Below are 19,903 nucleotides of genomic sequence, written 5' to 3'. Positions count from 1 at the left end.
AGTGGCTGCCTCAACTTCTTGTTGTTTGGATGAGATCAAAATATTTCTCAGTTTATAATGAATTGTTTTTGTTTTGCTGCGTGGTAAGAAAGTATCAACTATTCATAGTGATAGATGTCTAATTAAGCTTGCTAAACTCTTGGTGTGCAACACAGGGCCTATGAGGGGTGTTGGATGGTATTGAGTTGTCTTGTTTTTTAGATAGTAAGGTGCGATGTAATACGTAGGAGTGTTAATCCAGAATAAAAAAAAGCAGAGCCAATATGCTCTGCTTTTTTGTCAGTATGGTCTTATATCAAGGCATTGCCGGCTGGTGGGGATCCTGGTGCTTGCGGTGCCTGAACAAACCTTCCAGTGTACAAAGGATAAGTCCTGTCCAGATAAGGCCAAAGCTCACCGCCTTGATTTCGTCAAAGGGTTCGGCGAACAGTAAGGTAGCCAGTAGGAATTGCAGGGATGGCTCAATGTATTGCATCAAACCGATCATACTGAGGGAGGTTCGGGCAACCGCCATAGAGAAAAGAACCAATGGCAACAGTGTTACTGGCGCGGATCCCAAATAAAGGAGCGCAGTTGTCCAGCCGTGACCAAAGGCAGAACTGGTGCCATTGGCCATTTCCCAGCCTAGATAGGCAACTGAAAATGGGAAGAGAACCAGTGTTTCAACAAAAAGCGCAGTCATTGCATCGTAGCGGACGTATTTTTTCAGGAGCCCGTAGATGGCAAAGAAAGATGCCATCGTCAGAGCAGCCAACGGCAGCTGACCGTATTTCCATATTTGGTAACCCAAACCAAAGGCAGCCAGCAGTACCGCGATGCCCTGAACTTTGGAAAGTCGGTCCTTCATGAAAATTACGCCAAATGCGATAACAAAGAGTGGGTTAATGAAGAAGCCAAGGCTCGATTCCAGCACTTTGTTGTTTGTGAGCGCCCAGGTAAAAGCATACCAGGAAAAGCACATTACAATGCCTGCGATTACACTGACAAAAAAGGAACGCCTGTCAGTGAACAGCTCCTTGATATTCAGTGCATGCCCCTTGAACGCAAAGACGCACAGCCATACAAGCGGCAGCGTGCCAGCAACACGCACTGCCAGCATTTCGTTCATATCTGCCGCTGGCAAGTATTGGTAATAAAGAGGTTGTAAGCCCCACACAACGAACGCCAATGCAGCGAGTACATTGCCGATAGCGAGACGATTCATTTAAACGGTTCCGGATTGAATAAGGGAAAGGTTTCAATGCGACTGTTTACGCTTAATCGTCAACGTTGTAAAGAATTGTGTGATGAATTTTTCGTCTATTTTTACAGCTTAAAGCTCGTTGTACTTTCTGGCTTGGCCGAAACACTTCTTTACGGGGTATTTTTCCTTGTTTAACTGAAGCTTATTGTTGCAAGCTTCCATCAGATCGACATCGCAGATATCGGCGATCCTCAGCAGGTACATCATCACATCAGCCAGTTCGTGCTCCAGTGATTCCTTTTTTTCTGCTGGGAACGACTGGCTTTGCTCCGGGGTTAGCCACTGGAAAAGCTCTGTCAGTTCACCTACTTCGCCACTTAATGCCATTACGAGGTTTTTTGGGGTGTGGAATTGCTCCCAGTTACGCTCATTGGCGAATTCAGCCAGCGCATGTTGCAAGGAAGGGATATCGTGGATGGTAGGGTTTTTCATGGCAAGTCCGCTGGTCGCAGGGTAGGGGTGTTGCAAGAGTATACCTAATTAGCAGCATACTTTTAGGTGTACTTTTACTTGTCCTCAATCAGCGACAGAATTTCCCTGACAATTTGGGGAACATTTTGCCAGAGAACGAAGTGTCCCTCATTCTTCATCATATGCAGTGTTGTGGATTGTGTGGGCAGGCGGGCATATGCAAAGAGTGAATTTCCAGGGGCTGCGATGGTGTCATCGTCACCGTGCAGGAGCCGGATCGGCATGGTCAGTTCCTGCCAGCTTTGGTCTGCCAGTTCTTTCAATTCCTGCGATAGCACCATCATTTCACGGTTTGAACGGTTCATATCTTCGGGAAGAATCCAGTTTGCGACAATGGTATCTGCAAGGTAGTTGTACCATTTTGGCTGCTCAAGAGCCGGGTCAAACGCGGAGGCGATTAGCACCATGCCACTGATGGATTCCGGCGAAATCAGCGCCAGTTGCAGAGCTATCGGTCCGCCGAGAGAGTGACCAACCAGAATATTGTTCCGGCTGCTATCCAGAAACGGGAGAATTGCCTCTGCTTGCTGTTGCAGGGAGGTCACCACTTCTTTCCCTGAGTTGCCAAAACCCAGACGGTCAACGGATAGAAGTTGTGCCCGGTTCAATAAATCTTCATTGGAAAGATAGGCCTGGTAGCCCTCTTTGGAGCCGGGAGATCCGTGTATAAAGATAATTCGGGTGTCAGAATTGGCTGCTCCAGCTTGCAAATATGCAAGTGGCATCTCAGATGCCCCCGCAAGTGTGAGGAAAGGTACGGTTATTAGGAACAGAATTAGTTGTCGGATTACAAGCACTGAAATCACTCTGAATCACGCCCCTTGAGGTGGTTTGGGTATAAAAATGTAATGTTAGCCTGTTCAGTACAAATAACCGGGGTGGGGGCAATATTCTTTCCTTGAAACACGGGCAAGCTGTTTTTATTGATTCGGGGAAGCTTAGATTGGGGAAAGTAAGTGAAACTGTAACGGACGGTAAATCAAACTGTTAAATATGGTGTGTAAAGTCTGTATTCGTAAATCAAAAGTGCTCACAAAAGCCTTGATGTTCTGTTCGGAACATCTCACTAAATACGTCAGTACCGGGCTACGCCATATCTCCACAAGATATGGCGTATTTTTTGATTAATGGCTTCAGAAGCTTTGCGATGCACCAATGGAAATCGTAGTCGATTCTGCTGAGCCGTTGTCAGAATATCCTACCTCAATGGAAAAAATTGGTCCGGGACCGGTGTACATGCGTAATCCAACAGCACCTATAAATCCATATCCGTCTTCTTCTTCATTGAAATAAGTATTGTTGTAATAACTGCCACCACCTCGGACATATGCATCACCGACAACTATCGGTGCGCGTAAAGTAAGGGTAAGCGGTACATAGTAAGCTTTATAGTCACGGTCAACATCTGAAGCATCGGGAATTGTTGCTCTTGTTTCGGCATACCCCAGGTCTATCGATGAGAATGTATTTACATCATAGGAACCCGATACGCTCCAGGTATAACCTGTTGCACTCTTTCCCCCATATTTAACATCAGAGGCACCAGCCTTTGCATTTACGCTTATCGGCAAAACTGCAGCAGCCTGAGATGACAAGAGCAGTGCGCTTGCTGTCGCGGTAACAAGGGTAAGAAGCTTTACAGATTTCATGATTACGTCCTTTTATGTTCGAATTGTTCCCTGGCCATTTGGGTGTTGCGAATGTGGAAAACTATTTAGTTAACGGTGCTTCTATGTTTAACGGCAAGGTGTCCACATACCTTGAGGAAGTTTTTAGGTGTTAGTCATTTTCATCTCGTTTAAGAGACACGGCGTTAATACAGTAGCGCAGTCCTGAAGGCGGTGGGCCATCCGGGAATACATGGCCAAGATGGGCATCACATGTCGAACAGGTTGTTTCTATCCGTTGCATACCATGGCTTGAATCACCGATGTAATCAACGACGTTTTCACCGACCGGTTGGGTGAAAGAAGGCCAGCCGGTGCCTGAGTCAAATTTTTCGTTCGCATTGAACAGTGCAGTCCCGCAACAGGCGCAGCGGTACAAGCCCGGTTTGAAAAGGCCGCACATTGAAGAACTGAATGGGTGTTCTGTCCCTTTTTGTCTGGTGACATAGTACGTTTCTTCATCCAGTTCCTGCTTCCACTCGTCTGGCGACTTTTCCACCCGCTTGTCCGGTGGGAGGTTCATTCCGTTGCTTCGGCGCAGGATCTCATTCCAGTTAATCATCTGATTTCTCGCTGGCTGATTTGGAGGTGGTACGTGGGGCTTGAGTCAAGTGTACATTTTGAGTGTGCGATGCCACGTGCAGAGGGTCAATAAAAACGGTAGAATCGCCCGCCTTAAAATGTGACCTATGTCATGTATCTGGAAGTGCACTGTATTGCTTTATCTTGTGAGGTCTTTTGATGAAAGCCTGGTTCCTGCTGGCTGGTGCCATCGTTGCTGAAGTAATCGCAACATCATTAATGCCAAGGACGCAGCAATTCACCCAGCCGCTGTATTCACTGGTAGTATTGACGGGCTACGGAATAGCTTTTTACCTGTTGTCCATCACTGTCAAAAGTGTCCCTCTTGGCGTAACTTATGCTGTTTGGAGTGGAACTGGAATTGTATTGGTTACTGCATTCAGCTGGTTTGCCTACGGTCAAAAATTGAGCCTTCCGGTTATGTTAGGAATGGGTTTGATTCTGGCCGGTTCAGTAATCGTTAACCTGTTCTCTGCACACTCAGCTTGATTGTAATTCCATCTCATTGCGCAGCAGGCGTTGGATAACCCGGTTGCGGCCAGTGGCCTTAGCCTCGTACAACGCTTGATCAGCTGTCTGCAGCATTTCGTCTTCTGATGGTTGGTACCCAGGTCTGACTGTGCAAATACCAATAGAGACAGTGAGTACTTTAAGCGGGTCACTGTTCTCGTGGGGAAGTTGCATTGACAGGATCGTATTGCGTATCCCCCTTGCTAACAGCAGGGCATCTTTTTCCGTTTGAGTCCGGCAGATAACCAAAAACTCCTCTCCGCCAAACCGGAAACAGAAATCATTTTCCCTCCTCACAACAGCGGCCAACGCCAGTGCTACCTGTTTTAACGCAGTATCCCCCTGAGCATGGCCATAGGTATCGTTGTAGCTTTTAAACCGGTCTATATCGATATAGAAAAATGAGAGTACTTCAGAGGAACGGGTAACCTGATAGATTTCACCCTGGACAATCTGATTGTAGTGGCGACGGTTGAATAGCCCGGTCAGCGGATCTGTCAATGCCAGGCGGTTGGTCTCCCTGACATGTATGTGGGCATCATGAAGTACGGTTTTGAATTTACGTGATAATTCGCCGATTTCATCATCCCTCTTAAGTCCTGGCAACTCATTGGGTTCAATATCATCAATATGATTGGATACAAACTGGGTGAGTTCTTCAAGCGGTTTAAACAGCCAGTAGATGGTGAGGGTGAGTAGCAACACAGCAACAAACATGGCAAGCAATATTTCCTCAAAAGCAGAGACAAGAATACGCTCACGAATACTTTTTAGCTCGCTCAGGTCAAATATAAACGTTATTTTTCCGCCATTTAAATTTGTTGACGGCAAGTTGAGGGTGTAGAGCCAATTGCCAGCGTCAAGCCCGTCTACATTTTTGTAGTTCAGATAGGCCATATGTGATTTTGAAAACGCCGTTTTTTCCTGAACTTGCTGGTAAAGCTGCCTGGAAGCAGAAAGACGGTTGAGAAGAAACGTAATGCGGGAAACCTCGGAGGGGTCGCTTTCCAGCCTGCGTTTAAGCTGGAGCAGTTTAATGTCCAACTGTTCTATGTAACCCTCCGGGAACGTACTTCGCCATGGTGGCCCCTGGCTTTTCAGGTAGGTGACTTCAAAATGTTGCGCATTAATTTCACTGACTCCCTGGGCTTTGAAATAATAAAGCGAAGGCACAGCCGAGAGTTGTTTGGAAAATGCAGAGTCTGTCAAAGTCGCATATTGCCCGGCAGCAATAGCCGAAGAAATAGGTGTAACGAGCAAACCGGCGAGGCTTGATACATGCTTATCTGCCCGTGTCTTGGCCCTGTCCCACTCATCTTTGTAGTGAAAAACGCTCATGCAGATAATAACGGCAAGTATGATGAGCCAGTATATGAATACCAGCTTGTACTTGAGGCTGGCGTACTTCTTCACATTCCAATCCCTGTTGTATTGTCAGCCCTTTTCCCAGAGCACTGAATCACACACATTACCGATGGCATAAAATACATTTGTCTGTCTGTATTGAAGGATGCCTGTGGCTTACGTCATTGCCTTTAAGGTCGTACGTACCGTACAGGGGCAGTCCCTCAAAGAGTTCTGTCACCAATATCAAATCGATGTCTGTCAGCTCGACCGCAACGATCAAACCATTTCTGTCCGGCTCAAGGGATGGAAAATAGGGCCAGTTTTTGTTCGGAACCTGGATAGAGAGGCGAGTATCCTTCCCATGGCGGATGTCTGTCAGGGGTAACAAACAATATTCGGTTGCACTTGAAGGGGTTTCACGCTCTGAGTCTGAAACGAAGCTTTGTTTTAATACATCCCACGTTTTGAGGTCGTCAGGAAATCTGGCCAGTGACTTACCAAAAGCGGGCAGTGTTAAAACACTGGTAATAATTGCAAAGCAGACCACTCGTCTCACATTTCCCTGTCCTTTCGTGAGCAAATTCAATCCAGCCCCCCAACATTTCCATGTACAGGTCGGCTTACACCAAGTGTAAATCTTTAGTGAGTCACCTATCAATATTGAACATGGATGCAATGCAACCATGATTTAACACTTGGCAAAGTCAAAAAAAGATATTTCACCTACCAGAAAAGTACTTTTATGCACTGAATTCACCTGTTTCGTTCTTTTTTTGCCTTGGGTTGTTGTACGAATGTTAATCGAATGTTCGATGAAGAATGAACCTGGAGGACAACGCATGTTTAAACCCGTTGCTATGGCCGCAGTATGCGCCCTGACGGCTTCACTGGCTTTTAACGCTGCTGCGGTCACTGAGCTGACCATTGCTACAGTGAACAACGGCCATATGATTGAGATGCAAAAGTTCAGTAAGGAATTCGAAAAAGAAAACCCGGATATCAAATTGAATTGGGTAACCCTTGAGGAAGGTGTGCTGCGCCAGCGCGTAACCACCGACATCACCACCAAGGGCGGCCAGTTCGATATTATGACAATCGGCATGTACGAAACACCGATCTGGGGCAAGCGCGGTTGGCTGAAAGAAATATCTGATGACGCCAACTACGACGCAGATGACTTGCTCCCGGCAATGCGAGCGGGACTGTCGGTAGACGACAAGATGTATGCAGTCCCTTTCTACGGTGAAAGCTCTATGCTGATGTACCGCAAGGATCTGGTGGAAAAGGCAGGCATGACCATTGAGGATCACCCGACCTGGGGCCATGTCCGTGATGTTGCCGAGGCGATCCATGATCCTGACAACGGTGTGTACGGGATCTGCCTGCGCGGTAAGCCAGGATGGGGTGACAACACGGCATTCATAACAACCATGGCCAACTCTTTTGGTGCCCGCTGGTTTGATGAAAACTGGAAACCACAGCTGAATACACCAGCCTGGGAACATGCCGTTTCTTTCTACGCCGATCTCCTGGCCAACTTTGGCCCCCCTGGCTCAAGCTCCAACAGCTTCAATGAGATCCTGGCACTGTTCAATGAAGGCAAGTGCGGAATGTGGATTGATGCCACCATCGCTGCGTCTTTCATTTCCAACCCTGGGCAAAGCAAAGTGGCTGACAAGGTTGCCTTCGCACAGGCACCGGTATCGGTGACCAAGCGCGGTGCTAACTGGCTCTGGGCATGGGCGCTCGGTATTCCTGCCAGTACACAAAAAGCGGCTGAAGCAGAGCGGTTTGTGAAGTGGGCGACATCGAAGGAATACATCAAGTTGGTGGCGAAAAACAATGGCTGGGCGAATGTGCCTACCGGAACCCGGATTTCAACCTATGAAACCCCTGAGTTCCTTGAAGCGGCCGTGTTTGCCAATGCAGAACTGACTGCCATCAGCTCCGCTAACCCGGACAACAGCACCTTGCTGCCGTCTCCGTATATCGGCGTCCAGTTTGCTGCAATCCCGGAATTCCAGGCGATTGGTATCGCTGCCGGGCAACAGTTCAGTGCAGTTGTAGCTGGTAAGCAAAGTGTTCAGAAAGCGCTGGAGAGCGCCAACAAATCGGCTGATCGCGAAATGCGTAAAGCCGGTTACTACTGATACCAACGTGTATGCGGCCTGCCCCGGCAGGCCATCTTTTTGGCCGGGACCGCTTACCCGGCCACTCTTTCAAACTTAAGGAATTCTGACGATGCAGAACTGGCTATCACGGATGTTGATTGCACCGTCGTTTATTTTGTTGTTGCTGTGGATGATTGTCCCGCTGTCGATGACAGTGTATTTCTCCACGATCCGCTACAACCTCCTCTACCCGGGGGAACACAATTTTATCGGGTGGATGAACTTTGAATTTTTCTACACAGACGATGCATTCTGGCCGGCGGTTGGCAATACCCTTTTCCTGGTTGCAATGGTGTTGGTATGTACGGTAGTGCTCGGTGTTTTACTGGCCGTCGCGCTGGATAAGCCGTTTTTTGGCAGGGGCATCGCGCGGATATTGCTGATTTCCCCTTTCTTCATCATGCCGACGGTCAACGCATTGCTTTGGAAAAACATGATGATGCACCCGGTTTATGGCGTACTGGCATGGCTTTGGGAAAGTGTCGGGCTTGAACCGGTAGACTGGCTGGCTGAATTTCCCCTTGGCTCGATCATCGCAATGATCAGCTGGCAGTGGATGCCCTTTGCCCTGCTGATTTTTATCACCTCGCTCCAATCAATGGATCACGAACAGAAAGAAGCGGCCGTCCTGGATGGCGCAACCGGTTTTCAGGTCTTTCGCTACCTGACCCTGCCGCATCTCGCCCGGCCTATTGCCGTGGTCATGATGATTGAAACCATCTTTATGCTGTCGGTATTCGCCGAGATTTTTGTGACAACAGGCGGTGGTCCCGGCTATGAGTCCACTAACCTCGCGTTCCTGATTTTTGCGCAGGCGCTGATGCAATTTGATGTGGGCGTGGCGTCAGCAGGCGGGCTGGTGGCCGTAGTGCTCGCCAACATTGTGGCGATTTTCCTGGTCCGAGCGATCGGCAAGAACCTGGTTACCTGAGGAGAAAACGATGAATTCAGAAAAAACCGGGTTTATTCGCCCCCTGATTTGCTGGGCTGCAGCCATCCTGGTGTTCTTCCCGATCATCATGATGCTGGTTACCTCGCTTAAAACCGAGCAACAGGCTATCGAAGTCCCCCCCAGCTTTGTGTTTACGCCGACGCTGGAAAATTTTGAGATTGTCCAGGAGCGCAGTGATTACCTGAAGTTTGCCAAAAACTCACTCATCACCGCTTTCGGCTCCACCATTCTGGCTCTGATTGTGGCGATCCCTGCTGCGTATTCAATGGCGTTTTACCCACGCCGGTTCACCAAGGACATTCTTCTTTGGATGCTCTCTACCAAGATGCTCCCTGCGGTGGGCGTATTAGTGCCTATTTACATCCTCTGCAAGGATGCCGGGCTTTTGGACAGCACACTGGCGCTGACCATTATCTACACATTGATGAACCTGCCGATTGTGGTGTGGATGCTGTTTTCCTACTTCAAGGATATCCCGAAAGACATTCTTGAAGCGGTTCGCCTGGACGGTGCCGATACCTGGGGCGAAATCCGCCATGTGTTGCTGCCACTGTCGCTCGGAGGCGTGGCATCCACCGCACTCCTGTCCATTGTGCTGGCATGGAACGAAGCATTCTGGTCAATCAATCTGACCTCAGCCAATGCCGGGACACTGGCGACCATGATTTCCACTTACTCCAGCCCGGAAGGGCTGTTCTGGGCCAAGTTGTCGGCGGCATCTACCTTGGCGAGTGCACCGATTATCGTACTGGGCTGGTTCTGCCAGAAGCAGCTTGTACAGGGATTGACGTTTGGGGCTGTGAAATGAGTTATCTGCAAGTAAAGAACCTCTATAAAAAGTACGGTGAGCACACCGCACTGAAAGACATCAACTTTGATATTGAACGTGGTGAGTTTGTGGTGTTTGTCGGGCCTTCGGGCTGCGGCAAGTCGACATTGCTGCGCACCATTGCCGGGCTGGAAAGCTCGTCTGAGGGCGGTATCCATATTGAGCAGCAGGACATCACTGAACTGCATCCGTCCAAGCGTGATGTGGCGATGGTGTTCCAAAGTTATGCGCTCTACCCCCACATGACGGTTGAGCGAAACATGTCTTTTGCCCTGAAACTGGCCGGTCGGCCGGAGCAGGAAATCAAGGACAAGGTTGGCAGGGTCGCCAAGGCGCTCAAGCTGGAAGAATACCTCGACCGCAAGCCGAAAGCCCTTTCCGGCGGGCAGCGCCAGCGGGTTGCCATTGGCCGTGCCATAGTGCGAAACCCCAAGGTATTCCTGTTTGACGAGCCGTTGTCAAACCTGGATGCGGCACTCAGGGTGGAGATGCGTATAGAGCTGTCGCGTCTTCACCACGAGCTTGGCAGCACCATGATCTATGTGACCCACGATCAGGTTGAAGCCATGACGCTGGCTGACAAAGTGGTGATCATGGATGTTGGTGAAGTGGCGCAGATAGGCTCGCCGCTGGAGCTTTACCACCAGCCTGCCAACGAGTTTGTTGCCACCTTTATCGGTACCCCGAAAATGAACACCCTCCAGATACAGGAGGCCAGTGGGCAAAGTGATACGCTTCGGGTCAGTTTCCCTGACAGCCGCCCGGTTGAGCTCGACGCTGCCCGGTATAACGGAAGCGCCGGGGATATCCGCCGTATCGGGTTCCGGCCCGAGACCCTGGCGTTTACTACACCGGAACAGGGCGACGTGGAAGGGGATGTCGAGGTGGTTGAACAGCTGGGCTCTGAAACCCTTACTTATGTGCGTACCCTGAGCGGTGAAACCCTGGTGGTACGCGCTGAACCAAAACTGTCGCCCAAGCTTAACCAGCATGTAGGAGTGAGGCTGGACAGAAAGCAGATATACCTTTTTGATGCCTTGGGACGGGCGCTGAATAACTACCAGACGTCGGACTGGAAGGAGCTTGTCGATGGCTGAGCAAAGAAAGCTGGTGCATTTCGGAGTAGGGTCATTCCACCGTGGGCATCAGGCCTACTACGTGCAGCGCCTCAATGACCTGGGTGATGCCAATGAACAGTGGCATTACACCGGTGTGAATTTGCGAAAAGAAAGTGGTGCCCTTGTGCGGCAACTGGCAGGCCAAAAAGGCGCTTTCTGGTTCAAGAAAATATCTGCATCCGGGGACTGTACCTACCACAAAATTGAATCAATCCGAACTTTGGTGGATGCCTCTTCAGATCTGGCCGGTTTTGATTCGTTGTTTGCAGAAAGCGCCGTCAAGGCCGTCACGATCACTGTCACCGAAGGGGGGTATTACCTTACTGACAGCGATGACCTGAACCTCAACCACCCGGAGGTGGCGGCCGATACAAACCCGGCCAACCAACCTGTCACCCTTTACGGGTTTCTGGCCCGGGCGTTGCGTATTCGCCAGCAGGCAACCGGGGAGCCGATCACCGTGCTGACCTGTGACAACCTGCGTAACAACGGTGCCCGACTGGAAGCGGCATTCCGGCAGTTTTTAGCCGCGCAGGGCGACAGCCAATTGTTGACATGGCTTGATGCCAATGTGACCTTCCCAGCCTGCATGGTCGATCGCATTACACCGGTTCCCCCCGCTGGCCTGACGGCTGATATCCTTGCTGAAACCGGGGAATCGGATGCCTGCCCGGTGATGGGGGAAGACTTTGAACAATGGGTGATTGAAGACAAATTTGCTGCCGATTTCCCGGCGCTGGACCGGGTAGGTGTCACTTTCACCCAGGATGTCCACGCTTTTGAAGAAACCAAGATCCGGATACTGAACGGTGGCCACTTCCTGCTTTCCTATGTCGGGGCGCTTCGTGGGTACCAGACATATGATGAGAATATCCGTGATGATGAACTCAACGGGTTGTTGCTCCGTTACCACCGGGAAGAGGTGATTCCCACCATAGAGAACCCGCCGGTTGATCTGGAAGCCTACCGGGCAACCATCATTGAACGGTTCAGTAACCGTTATATTACCGACTCCATTGCCCGGATTGCCGCCGACAGCCTGAGCAAGTTTTCCGGTTTTATCCTTCCCTCGGTCGAGCGCACCCTGGAAGCGGGCCGCGACCCAGCCAACGCCCGGGTGCTCATCGCCCATTGGTATTGTTTCCTGGCTCTTTATATCGAAGGGAAGTTTGTATTCAACTACGCCGACCCTTACCTGCCAATGGCTGAAGCCTGGTTCGCAGGCAAAGACCCGGTGGATGGCTTTCTCGACAGCCCCGATCTCTGGCAAGGCTGTAATCAGCGGTACCCAGCGTTCAGGGAGGCGCTGAAAAAGGAAATCGATAAATACATGACCCATTACAGGAAACAGTACCCATGAATATCCGAATCGAAATAGATGGCAAGCCGGCGCTGTCAGGAAAAACAGCGCTAGTCAGTGGAGGAAATGGTGGGATTGGATTGTCGGTGTGCCGGGGATTTGCTGAAAACGGGGCAAATTGTGTGGTGGCGGATTTGCCGCAAAGCCCGTCAGAGGAACTCGGGGCACTGATGGCTGAGTATCCGGGAGCAGTGCGTTATGTCCCGACCAACATCTGCGACGGTGCAGCCCGCAAAATACTGGTAGAAAGTTGCACGGAAAGTTTTGGCAGTATCGACATTCTTTTCAATAACGCGGCGGTATTCGACATGGGGCCTTTGCTGGAAAGCGATGAAGCCCAGTATGAAAGACTGTTCCGAGTAAACGTCAACGGCATGTTTTTCCTGATGCAGGCGGTTGCCGATGAGATGGTCAATGCCGGAAACGGCGGCAAAATCATCAATATGGCGTCACAGGCCGGGCGACGGGGTGAAGCCCTGGTTTCCCACTACTGCGCCAGTAAGGCTGCGGTCATCAGTTACACCCAGTCAGCTGCACTGGCCCTTGCTCCGCACGGTATCAACGTAAATGCGATTTCCCCCGGCGTGGTGGATACACCCATGTGGGATCACGTCGACAGTCTGTTTGCCCGGTATGAACATCGTCAGCCCGGTGAGAAAAAGCGCCTGGTAGGGGAAGACGTACCCCTTGGGCGTATGGGGGTGCCAGAGGATATTTGCGGCGCGGCACTGTTTCTGGCATCCGGGATGTCGGACTATGTCACTGCCCAGACCTATAACGTTGATGGGGGCAACGTGATGAGCTGAGTGGGCTGACGTTGTGTTGATAAACAACTTAACTGACGGTACAAGTAAGAAAACGCAATCAAAGGACAGACGCAGACATGGCGCATTTTCTCGGCATCGACATAGGAACTTCATCCGTCAAGGCCATTCTCATGGACGAATCCGGCTCGGTTGTGGGTTCTGCCAGTAGAAGTTACCCGGCCAGTCAGCCCCAACCACTGTGGTCAGAACAGGATCCGGATACTTGGTGGCATGGCACCATAACTGCGCTGTCAGAGTTGCAGCAGACGCATCCTGATGCTTATCAGGATACAGTTGGTATCGGGTTGTCCGGGCAGATGCATGGCGCAGTAGTTTTGGATGCCAAAGGAAAACCGCTGCGCCCAGCCATCCTCTGGAACGACGGGCGGGCTTTTGCTGAGTGTGCTGAACTTGAGCTGCAGGTTTCCGGCTTAGGTGACAAAGCCGGTGTCCCTGCGATGCCCGGCTTCACTGCTCCTAAGTTACTTTGGCTGGAAAAGCATGAGCCAGAGATCTTCAATGCCATCCACACCGTGGTACTTCCAAAAGATTATGTCCGGTACCAACTCACACGTACCTTTGTCACCGATATGTGTGATGCTGCCGGGACACTGTGGCTTGATGAGGCCAAACGTCGCTGGCACCCGGAATTGGTAGAGGCGAGTGGGCTGGGGGTTAACCAGTTGCCGGATGTAATGGAAGGCACGGAATGCAGCGGTTTTCTTTCCGGGGAAGCTGCGGATCTTTTGGGGTTGAAATTGGGAATCCCGGTTGTTGCGGGAGGCGGTGATGCGGCCGCCGGCGCGGCGGGAATCGGCGCGGTGGAAGACGGGAATGCCTTTATCTCCCTTGGTACCTCGGCGCAGTATTTTGTCGCCACAGATAGCTACAAACCCTGGCCGCAAAGCCTGATCCACAGTTTCGCCCACTGTGTGCCGGCGCGATGGTTCCAGATGGCTTGCATGCTCAACGGTGCCAGCCCCCTGATGTGGTTTGCCGGTGTCAGTGGCGGTGAAGATATCGGGAAACTGCTGGCGGAAACCGAACAGCAATACCGGGTTGATATGCCAACTGTTTATCTGCCATACCTGACCGGGGAGCGCACCCCTCACAATAATCCTTTCGCAGCGGCAAGTTTCCATCAGCTAACGGCAGCGACCACCCGGGAACACATGGTGCAGGCGGTGCTCGAAGGTGTTGCGTTTTCCCTTCGTGACTGTCAGCAGGCTATGTCAGAGGCTGGCACTGTGGTGCCAGCCATTGGTGCCATTGGTGGTGGTTCACGTAGCCAATTCTGGCTTCAAATCATTGCTGATGTGCTCAATCGTACTGTCGTCCGGTACAGAGACAGCGAATCCGGCCCGGCCCTTGGCGCTGCCAGGCTGGCGCAAATCCAGGTTTCCTGTGCCACGCCGTCGGAGGTTTGCCACAAGCCTGACGTAATAGCGGTGATCGAGCCTGACAGGGAAAACCATCAGGCATACAGCGACAAGTATTCAGAGTTTACCGCGCTGTACCAGGAATATGAAAAACCACGGACTAAGCGAATGGCAGGCAATTGAAGCGGTGAAAAACCGCTGATTACCAAGGGGTGTGAGGTGCCAATTGGCCAGTAGAATCAAAGACGAACCTGTCTGGGAGTACATTGACTTCAAAGAGTCATTTTGGTTTCTGGAGCATGGCGTACCCCATGAAAGAATTCACTGGCACGTCCATGAGCAGTACGAACTTCACCTGATAACAGTTACCTGTGGAAAAGTGATGATCGGTAACTACATAGGCCCTTTTGCTCCCGGCCACCTGACCCTGGTGGGGCCGTGGATGCCTCACAATTGGGAGAGCAACCTCGCTCCCGGTGAACGCCACGAACTACGCGATCTGGTTATCCAATTCAACCCGGAGCTTATCCCGAATGCACTCAGGGTCTTTCCAGAGCTGGTGGCGCTAAAAGGCATGCTGGAACAGGCTAAAATGGGCATTGAATTTACGGATGTACCTTTCAGCGAATCCAAGGAAAAATTCCTGGAAATCCGCAAAGCCAGCGGAATGGATAGGCTGCTTAAATTCCTTGCTTTCCTTAACCAGCTGAGTACCAAATCAACACGGGTACTTTCCAGTCTCCCAGCCAGCGAAGTCAAAGACCCGGATTCCCTGCAAGGCAAGGTAAATGTGGTGGTTGAATATGTCATGGATAACTTCCATCACCCCATACGGCTCAAGACGGTTGCTGATTTGTTGGAGATGAAAGAAACCTACTTTTCACGCTTTTTCCACCATGCTACCGGGCACAGGTTTACTGATTTTGTTAACCGCGTCCGTATCCAGCGCGCTTGTGTTTTGTTGAATGAAACGGATGATGCCATTGCGGAGATCAGCCATCAGGTCGGCTTTAATAATTTCGCCAACTTCAGCCGCCAGTTTCGCCGGATTCGCGGTATCAGCCCCCAGGCTTACCGAAAAACGCATGCTAACTGACCGTTTGCCGGGTATCAGTCAACGAGAACTTTCCTTTGGTTGGAGATTTTCCTGAATTCAGCCGGAGATGTGTTTACATGTTTTTGGAAGGTATCGTAGAAACAGGAGATCGATGAGAAGCCGCTTTCAATGGCTACAGACACAATTTTTGCGTTGGATTCGGTCAGCAGCATCTTGGCGTGCTGGAGCCGTAATTCCGTCAGGTGTTCTTTCATGGTACGGCCCAGGAATTTGCGGAACAGCATGACCGCATAGCTCACTGAAACACCGGAACTCTCAGCAATATCCTGGATTGAGATAGGGTTGGGAAAATTCTGGGACATGTAACGGAGCATGCGTTCGAAGTGCAGTATGGCTTTCCCGCCAACCACCTTGAGGTCATCTTTCTGGCGTGAAGGAATCAGTTCATTCCACCCCTCAACTGCCAGCCGATAGAGGCGGGCTTCAAGTTCAAGTGCATGGAGCCGGTCCCATTCGCTGTCCTGTTCACACAGTTCCTGTGCCCAGCGTTTAGTCAGGTAGTAGTCATCAATACGCTGCTCTTTTGCTGTGATGACAGCGCCGGAAAGAACCGCATTGATAAATGGTTGAGGCAATGACCATTGCAAAAATTGCGATAAGGTAACGTAGATATTGGTAATCGTGCCTTCACCCTTTACGTCAATGACCCGGTGTGGATAGGTCCCCCAGAAAAGGGTGAGGAATCCTCCCTGGAGCTGTGCGTTATGCTCAGAAAATGAGTAAGTCATATCGCAATCTTTCAGGAAGTTAATCTCGATAGAAGCATGGTGGTGGTAGACACTATCCCATATTTCCGGCTTGTGGTGCTCGAGCAAAATAGCCCTCTGATACGGAACGTTGCTCGGTTCAGCATTGGGTTCTTGCATCAATCTCTTTTCATTAACACTTCGCAACATTAATCGGTCCTCCTACCTCTTAATTAACTTTGGTCGAGTTCGATCAATGCTTCAACTCAATTGCTGATTTCCGGAAATGAAGTGTTTTTTTCCGGAAGAAAGCACAAGACGTATAGATCTAAATTTAATATTGAGAAGAGGAAAACCAAAATTCACTTTCGGGTATTTAGGAAGACAAAAATCATGAATAAGTATCCAAAAATCACATTTATCGGTGCCGGTTCGACGGTGTTCATGAAAAATATCATCGGCGATATCCTGCAGCGCAATGCCTTGAGCGGGGCTGAAGTTGCCCTGATGGATATTGACCCGGTAAGGCTCCGTGAATCAGAAACGGTTGCTAACCGTATGGTGGGCAAGCTCGGCGTTGATGCGTGTATTTCAACGCACCTGGTTCAGAAAGAGGCGCTGGAAGGCGCTGATTTCGTCATCGTTGCTTTCCAGGTCGGCGGCTACGATCCATGTACAATAACCGATTTTGAAATTCCGAAAGAATTCGGCCTGCGCCAGACCATTGCGGATACGCTGGGTATCGGCGGCATTATGCGCGGCCTTCGCACTGTGCCGCACCTGTGGTCAGTGTGTGAAGATATGCTGGAAGTGTGCCCGGAAGCGCTGTTGCTCCAATACGTTAACCCGATGGCGATCAATACCTGGGCGATTGCCAGAAAATACCCGGCGATCAAGCAGGTTGGCCTGTGTCACTCCGTGCAACATACCGCAGAGCTGCTGGCGAAAGAGCTGGATATCCCAATGAGCAAAATCCGGTACCGCTGTGCCGGTATTAACCACCAGGCATTTTTCCTCAAGTATGAAGAAAGGCAGGAAGACGGCAGCTACCGCGACCTCTACCCGCAACTGCAAAAAGGCTATGCCGACGGCGTGCTGCCAAGGGCTATCAGCCAGGAGTCTGAGCGCTGCCAGAACATCGTCCGCTATGAAATGATGAAACGTACCGGCTACTACGTGACAGAAAGCTCAGAGCACTTTGCTGAATACACACCCTGGTTTATCAAAGAAGGCCGTGATGACCTGATTAAGAAGTTTGCCATCCCTCTCGATGAATACCCGATGCGCTGTATTGAGCAGATTGAAAACTGGAAGAAAGAGTCGGCAGAGCTGCAAGGGGCAGCGGAAATTGAGATCAGGAAGAGCGATGAATACGCCTCTGAAATCATTAATGCCGCCTGGACCGGGGTACCGACTGTCATTTACGGTAATGTTGCCAATACCGGCCTAATTACTTCCCTGCCTGATGGCTGCGCAGTTGAGGTGCCATGCCTGGTTGACCATAACGGTATCCAGCCGATTTATATCGGTGAATTGCCGCCACAGCTTGCTGCGATCATGCGCTCCTCAATTAATGTGCAGTCCCTGGTCGTTGAAGCACTGATGACGGAAAACCCGGAGCATATTTATCATGCAGCGATGATGGACCCGCATACAGGCGCTGAACTGGACCTCGACCAGATATGGGCGCTGGTGGACCGTCTGCGCGAAGCGCACGGTGACTGGCTGCCCCAGTGGGCCCAATAAACTAAATCTTCCTTTACTCGCCGACCACCGAATAAGTTTTGGCGAAGGGCAGTCTGCACTGCCCTTTTTTTTTTGATCGGGAATGACAACCCGCATTTCTCGCTACCCCCTGCAATGTCCCTGCTGAATTAGGTATCGCTGCAAAACGTTTTCCTCGCTATACATTCATCTCGCCTGCAAGGCTTCGCACAATGAAGAATGAAGCGCAATGCCTGTCGTAGTGCCGTACATGTAAGTTCGGGACTATGTGTTACGCATATATAGATTCTATCCTCCGGTTGGTCTGTCTTGGATAGTGTCAAACCGGGTAAAGCAGTAACGGAGGGCACAAACGACCCCAATGTTAATGAATGGAACTGATTTTACGCTGCATAGACTTTGCATAGCGAACGGGGCAATTGAAGGCTTGTAGGGGAATGTGAGAAACAGTGTAGAGGTTTGGGTAAATACACTGTTGACTGGATTTCGTTGCTTGCGTCAATGCAAAAAGGGGCGATTCCGCCCCTTAATATTTGGATCAGGTTTTAATGCCTGTGGTCAGGATACTGACAGCACAATACCTGGCAATACAAGAAATACCAATCCGAGGTATGCCACGACTGCAAGCTTGGTTCTGGCAGCGTAATCACCCAGGATTTCCGCACACTTAAGAGGCAACTCGCGCAGGAATGGGATTCCGAAAATAACCAGGATTCCCAGCACATTGAAGGTCAGGTGAACCAGAGCGATTTGCAGGGCAAATACTGCGTTGTCACCGGTTACCGCTGTTGCTGCGAGCAGAGCAGTTACACAGGTACCGATATTGGCACCCAGCGTGAAAGGGTAAACCTTGCGGACACTCAATACGTTGGTGCCTACCAGCGGTACAACCAGGCTGGTGGTGGTGGAAGAGGACTGAACCAGAATGGTGACCAGGGTACCGGAAGCGATGCCGTGGATCGGGCCTCGGCCGATGGCGCTGTTTAACACTTCGCGTGCTTTACCGACCATCAGGCTTTTCATCAGCTTGCCCATTACGGTAATAGCAACAATCACCGCCAGGATACCGAATACAACCAGCGCGACACCGCCAAGGTTGCCCGGCAGTACGTCAAATACGGACTTGGCACCGTTAACTACCGGTTTGGTAATCGGCTTGATGAAATTGAGGCTCTTCATGCTGAGGTTGTCAGCGTGCATCAATGGCGCAACCAGCCACGCAGAAATTTTGCTCAGCAGGCCAGTCATCATTTCAAGCGGAAGGAAGATGACAACGGCAAAGAGGTTGAAAAAGTCGTGAACCGTTGCACAGGTAAAGGCGCGGCGGAACTCATCCTTGCAGCGGGCATGACCCAGGCTGACCAGAGTGTTGGTTACCGTTGTACCGATATTGGCACCCATCACCATGGGGATGGCTGTTTCTACCGGGAGGCCACCGGCAACAAGGCCTACGATGATGGAAGTGACGGTACTGGATGATTGGATAAGGGCGGTTGCCACGATACCAATCATCAAGCCGGCAACAGGGTTCGATGCAAAAGCAAACAGCTCTTTTGCCTGTTCACCGGCAGCCCACTTAAAGCCGCTTCCGATCATACCTACAGACACCAGCAACAGGTAAAGCATTGCCAAAAGGGCAACCCATTGAAGGGCACGGTTAGGGGTGGCCGACTGTGGCCGTTTAATGGCGCTCGACTGGACGCTCATAAGCTCACTCCGCAGTGATTTTTATCAGTTATGTATGTCATTGGTGAGCATGCTATGAACGTTATATTGCAGAAATATTACGAGATGACACTTTTAATATATTTTTTTGATGGTTTGGTGATGGTTATATTTCATGTGATAAATATTTATGAGTTACTCCGCAGTTTTTGAAGATCAAATTTGACTAAAAAAGGGCCCCCAAATGGAAGCCCAAAGAGCACCCAACTAGCGCG

General features: G+C 50.5%; 19 protein-coding genes. 10 read left to right on the top strand and 9 right to left on the bottom strand.

The features are described 5' to 3' along the window. Positions 1-295: 295 nt before the first annotated feature. From rarD to msrB, 5 genes are all read right to left on the bottom strand, one after another. Entirely contained in the window at positions 296-1,204 is a 909-nt protein-coding gene (rarD, locus tag NF212_RS20130; protein WP_434362663.1) for an EamA family transporter RarD, read from the bottom strand. A 108-nt stretch (positions 1,205-1,312) separates the two neighbouring features. After that, positions 1,313-1,675: a nucleotide pyrophosphohydrolase gene (locus NF212_RS20125; RefSeq protein WP_434362661.1), complete on the bottom strand. Its 363-nt coding sequence runs from the start codon at positions 1,673-1,675 to the stop codon at positions 1,313-1,315. Positions 1,676-1,749: 74 nt separating this feature from the next. Then, on the bottom strand, positions 1,750-2,439 hold the full coding sequence (locus NF212_RS20120; RefSeq protein WP_434362660.1) for an alpha/beta fold hydrolase: 690 nt from the start codon (positions 2,437-2,439) through the stop codon (positions 1,750-1,752). A gap of 408 nt (positions 2,440-2,847) precedes the next feature. Then, the gene (locus NF212_RS20115; RefSeq protein WP_434362658.1) at positions 2,848-3,363 is read right to left on the bottom strand and encodes a hypothetical protein; all 516 of its coding nucleotides are present in this window, start codon (positions 3,361-3,363) and stop codon (positions 2,848-2,850) included. A gap of 130 nt (positions 3,364-3,493) precedes the next feature. After that, positions 3,494-3,943, bottom strand: coding sequence for a peptide-methionine (R)-S-oxide reductase MsrB (msrB, locus tag NF212_RS20110; RefSeq protein ID WP_434362656.1), 450 nt, complete (start codon positions 3,941-3,943; stop codon positions 3,494-3,496). Positions 3,944-4,122: 179 nt separating this feature from the next. Between msrB and NF212_RS20105 the strand changes: the two genes are divergently transcribed. After that, entirely contained in the window at positions 4,123-4,452 is a 330-nt protein-coding gene (locus tag NF212_RS20105; protein ID WP_434362655.1) for a DMT family transporter, read from the top strand. Here NF212_RS20105 and NF212_RS20100 read toward each other — a convergent pair. Beyond that, the gene (locus NF212_RS20100) at positions 4,444-5,886 is read right to left on the bottom strand and encodes a GGDEF domain-containing protein (RefSeq protein WP_434362654.1); all 1,443 of its coding nucleotides are present in this window, start codon (positions 5,884-5,886) and stop codon (positions 4,444-4,446) included. The genes NF212_RS20105 and NF212_RS20100 overlap by 9 nt on opposite strands. A gap of 55 nt (positions 5,887-5,941) precedes the next feature. Next, positions 5,942-6,376 (bottom strand): hypothetical protein, encoded by a 435-nt coding sequence (locus tag NF212_RS20095; protein ID WP_434362653.1) that lies wholly within the window; start codon positions 6,374-6,376, stop codon positions 5,942-5,944. A 283-nt stretch (positions 6,377-6,659) separates the two neighbouring features. Here NF212_RS20095 and NF212_RS20090 point away from each other — a divergent pair, with 283 nt between their 5' ends. The 8 genes from NF212_RS20090 (at position 6,660) to NF212_RS20055 (ending at position 15,531) form a co-directional block, all read left to right on the top strand. Then, positions 6,660-7,970: an ABC transporter substrate-binding protein gene (locus tag NF212_RS20090; RefSeq protein WP_434362652.1), complete on the top strand. Its 1,311-nt coding sequence runs from the start codon at positions 6,660-6,662 to the stop codon at positions 7,968-7,970. 91 nt (positions 7,971-8,061) lie between these two features. Then, positions 8,062-8,922 (top strand): carbohydrate ABC transporter permease, encoded by an 861-nt coding sequence (locus NF212_RS20085; RefSeq protein WP_434362651.1) that lies wholly within the window; start codon positions 8,062-8,064, stop codon positions 8,920-8,922. 10 nt (positions 8,923-8,932) lie between these two features. Then, positions 8,933-9,751 carry a carbohydrate ABC transporter permease gene (locus tag NF212_RS20080; protein ID WP_434362650.1) on the top strand — a complete coding sequence of 273 codons (819 nt, stop codon included), beginning with the start codon at positions 8,933-8,935 and terminating at the stop codon, positions 9,749-9,751. After that, the gene (locus NF212_RS20075) at positions 9,748-10,869 is read left to right on the top strand and encodes an ABC transporter ATP-binding protein (protein ID WP_434362649.1); all 1,122 of its coding nucleotides are present in this window, start codon (positions 9,748-9,750) and stop codon (positions 10,867-10,869) included. Before NF212_RS20080 ends, NF212_RS20075 begins: the two co-directional genes overlap by 4 nt. Continuing rightward, entirely contained in the window at positions 10,862-12,250 is a 1,389-nt protein-coding gene (locus tag NF212_RS20070; RefSeq protein ID WP_434362648.1) for a mannitol dehydrogenase family protein, read from the top strand. The genes NF212_RS20075 and NF212_RS20070 overlap by 8 nt, the downstream gene beginning before the upstream one ends. Further along, on the top strand, positions 12,247-13,056 hold the full coding sequence (locus tag NF212_RS20065) for an L-iditol 2-dehydrogenase (protein ID WP_434362647.1): 810 nt from the start codon (positions 12,247-12,249) through the stop codon (positions 13,054-13,056). The genes NF212_RS20070 and NF212_RS20065 overlap by 4 nt, the downstream gene beginning before the upstream one ends. Positions 13,057-13,133: 77 nt before the next feature. Beyond that, a complete protein-coding gene (gene xylB / locus NF212_RS20060) occupies positions 13,134-14,618 on the top strand; it encodes a xylulokinase (RefSeq protein WP_434362646.1) in 1,485 nt (494 codons plus the stop codon). 43 nt (positions 14,619-14,661) lie between these two features. Beyond that, entirely contained in the window at positions 14,662-15,531 is an 870-nt protein-coding gene (locus NF212_RS20055) for a helix-turn-helix domain-containing protein (RefSeq protein ID WP_434362645.1), read from the top strand. Positions 15,532-15,545: 14 nt separating this feature from the next. Here the strand turns inward: NF212_RS20055 and NF212_RS20050 are convergent, their stop codons facing one another. Beyond that, on the bottom strand, positions 15,546-16,418 hold the full coding sequence (locus NF212_RS20050; protein WP_434362644.1) for a helix-turn-helix domain-containing protein: 873 nt from the start codon (positions 16,416-16,418) through the stop codon (positions 15,546-15,548). A 213-nt stretch (positions 16,419-16,631) separates the two neighbouring features. Here NF212_RS20050 and NF212_RS20045 point away from each other — a divergent pair, with 213 nt between their 5' ends. Then, positions 16,632-17,984 carry an alpha-glucosidase/alpha-galactosidase gene (locus tag NF212_RS20045; RefSeq protein WP_434362643.1) on the top strand — a complete coding sequence of 451 codons (1,353 nt, stop codon included), beginning with the start codon at positions 16,632-16,634 and terminating at the stop codon, positions 17,982-17,984. Between the two features lie 537 nt (positions 17,985-18,521). Here the strand turns inward: NF212_RS20045 and NF212_RS20040 are convergent. Then, a complete protein-coding gene (locus NF212_RS20040) occupies positions 18,522-19,670 on the bottom strand; it encodes a Na/Pi symporter (protein WP_434362642.1) in 1,149 nt (382 codons plus the stop codon). Positions 19,671-19,903: the final 233 nt, after the last annotated feature.

It is taken from the genome of Parasalinivibrio latis (assembly GCF_036825535.1).
Taxonomy (GTDB): domain Bacteria; phylum Pseudomonadota; class Gammaproteobacteria; order Enterobacterales; family Vibrionaceae; genus Parasalinivibrio; species Parasalinivibrio latis.
Note: the sequence above shows the minus strand (reverse complement) of the source record. Positions and strands in the feature narration are given on the sequence as shown.

What these genes read in the sequence shown, in the direction of transcription:
- rarD (WP_434362663.1), bottom strand. Translation starts at nt 1,204, where the DNA reads ATGAATCGTCTCGCTATCGGCAATGTACTCGCTGCATTGGCGTTCGTT.
- NF212_RS20090 (WP_434362652.1), top strand. Translation starts at nt 6,660, where the DNA reads ATGTTTAAACCCGTTGCTATGGCCGCAGTATGCGCCCTGACGGCTTCA.
- msrB (WP_434362656.1), bottom strand. Translation starts at nt 3,943, where the DNA reads ATGATTAACTGGAATGAGATCCTGCGCCGAAGCAACGGAATGAACCTC.
- NF212_RS20040 (WP_434362642.1), bottom strand. Translation starts at nt 19,670, where the DNA reads ATGAGCGTCCAGTCGAGCGCCATTAAACGGCCACAGTCGGCCACCCCT.
- xylB (WP_434362646.1), top strand. Translation starts at nt 13,134, where the DNA reads ATGGCGCATTTTCTCGGCATCGACATAGGAACTTCATCCGTCAAGGCC.
- NF212_RS20115 (WP_434362658.1), bottom strand. Translation starts at nt 3,363, where the DNA reads ATGAAATCTGTAAAGCTTCTTACCCTTGTTACCGCGACAGCAAGCGCA.
- NF212_RS20125 (WP_434362661.1), bottom strand. Translation starts at nt 1,675, where the DNA reads ATGAAAAACCCTACCATCCACGATATCCCTTCCTTGCAACATGCGCTG.
- NF212_RS20120 (WP_434362660.1), bottom strand. Translation starts at nt 2,439, where the DNA reads ATGCCACTTGCATATTTGCAAGCTGGAGCAGCCAATTCTGACACCCGA.
- NF212_RS20085 (WP_434362651.1), top strand. Translation starts at nt 8,062, where the DNA reads ATGCAGAACTGGCTATCACGGATGTTGATTGCACCGTCGTTTATTTTG.
- NF212_RS20050 (WP_434362644.1), bottom strand. Translation starts at nt 16,418, where the DNA reads ATGCAAGAACCCAATGCTGAACCGAGCAACGTTCCGTATCAGAGGGCT.
- NF212_RS20070 (WP_434362648.1), top strand. Translation starts at nt 10,862, where the DNA reads ATGGCTGAGCAAAGAAAGCTGGTGCATTTCGGAGTAGGGTCATTCCAC.
- NF212_RS20075 (WP_434362649.1), top strand. Translation starts at nt 9,748, where the DNA reads ATGAGTTATCTGCAAGTAAAGAACCTCTATAAAAAGTACGGTGAGCAC.
- NF212_RS20080 (WP_434362650.1), top strand. Translation starts at nt 8,933, where the DNA reads ATGAATTCAGAAAAAACCGGGTTTATTCGCCCCCTGATTTGCTGGGCT.
- NF212_RS20045 (WP_434362643.1), top strand. Translation starts at nt 16,632, where the DNA reads ATGAATAAGTATCCAAAAATCACATTTATCGGTGCCGGTTCGACGGTG.
- NF212_RS20105 (WP_434362655.1), top strand. Translation starts at nt 4,123, where the DNA reads ATGAAAGCCTGGTTCCTGCTGGCTGGTGCCATCGTTGCTGAAGTAATC.
- NF212_RS20065 (WP_434362647.1), top strand. Translation starts at nt 12,247, where the DNA reads ATGAATATCCGAATCGAAATAGATGGCAAGCCGGCGCTGTCAGGAAAA.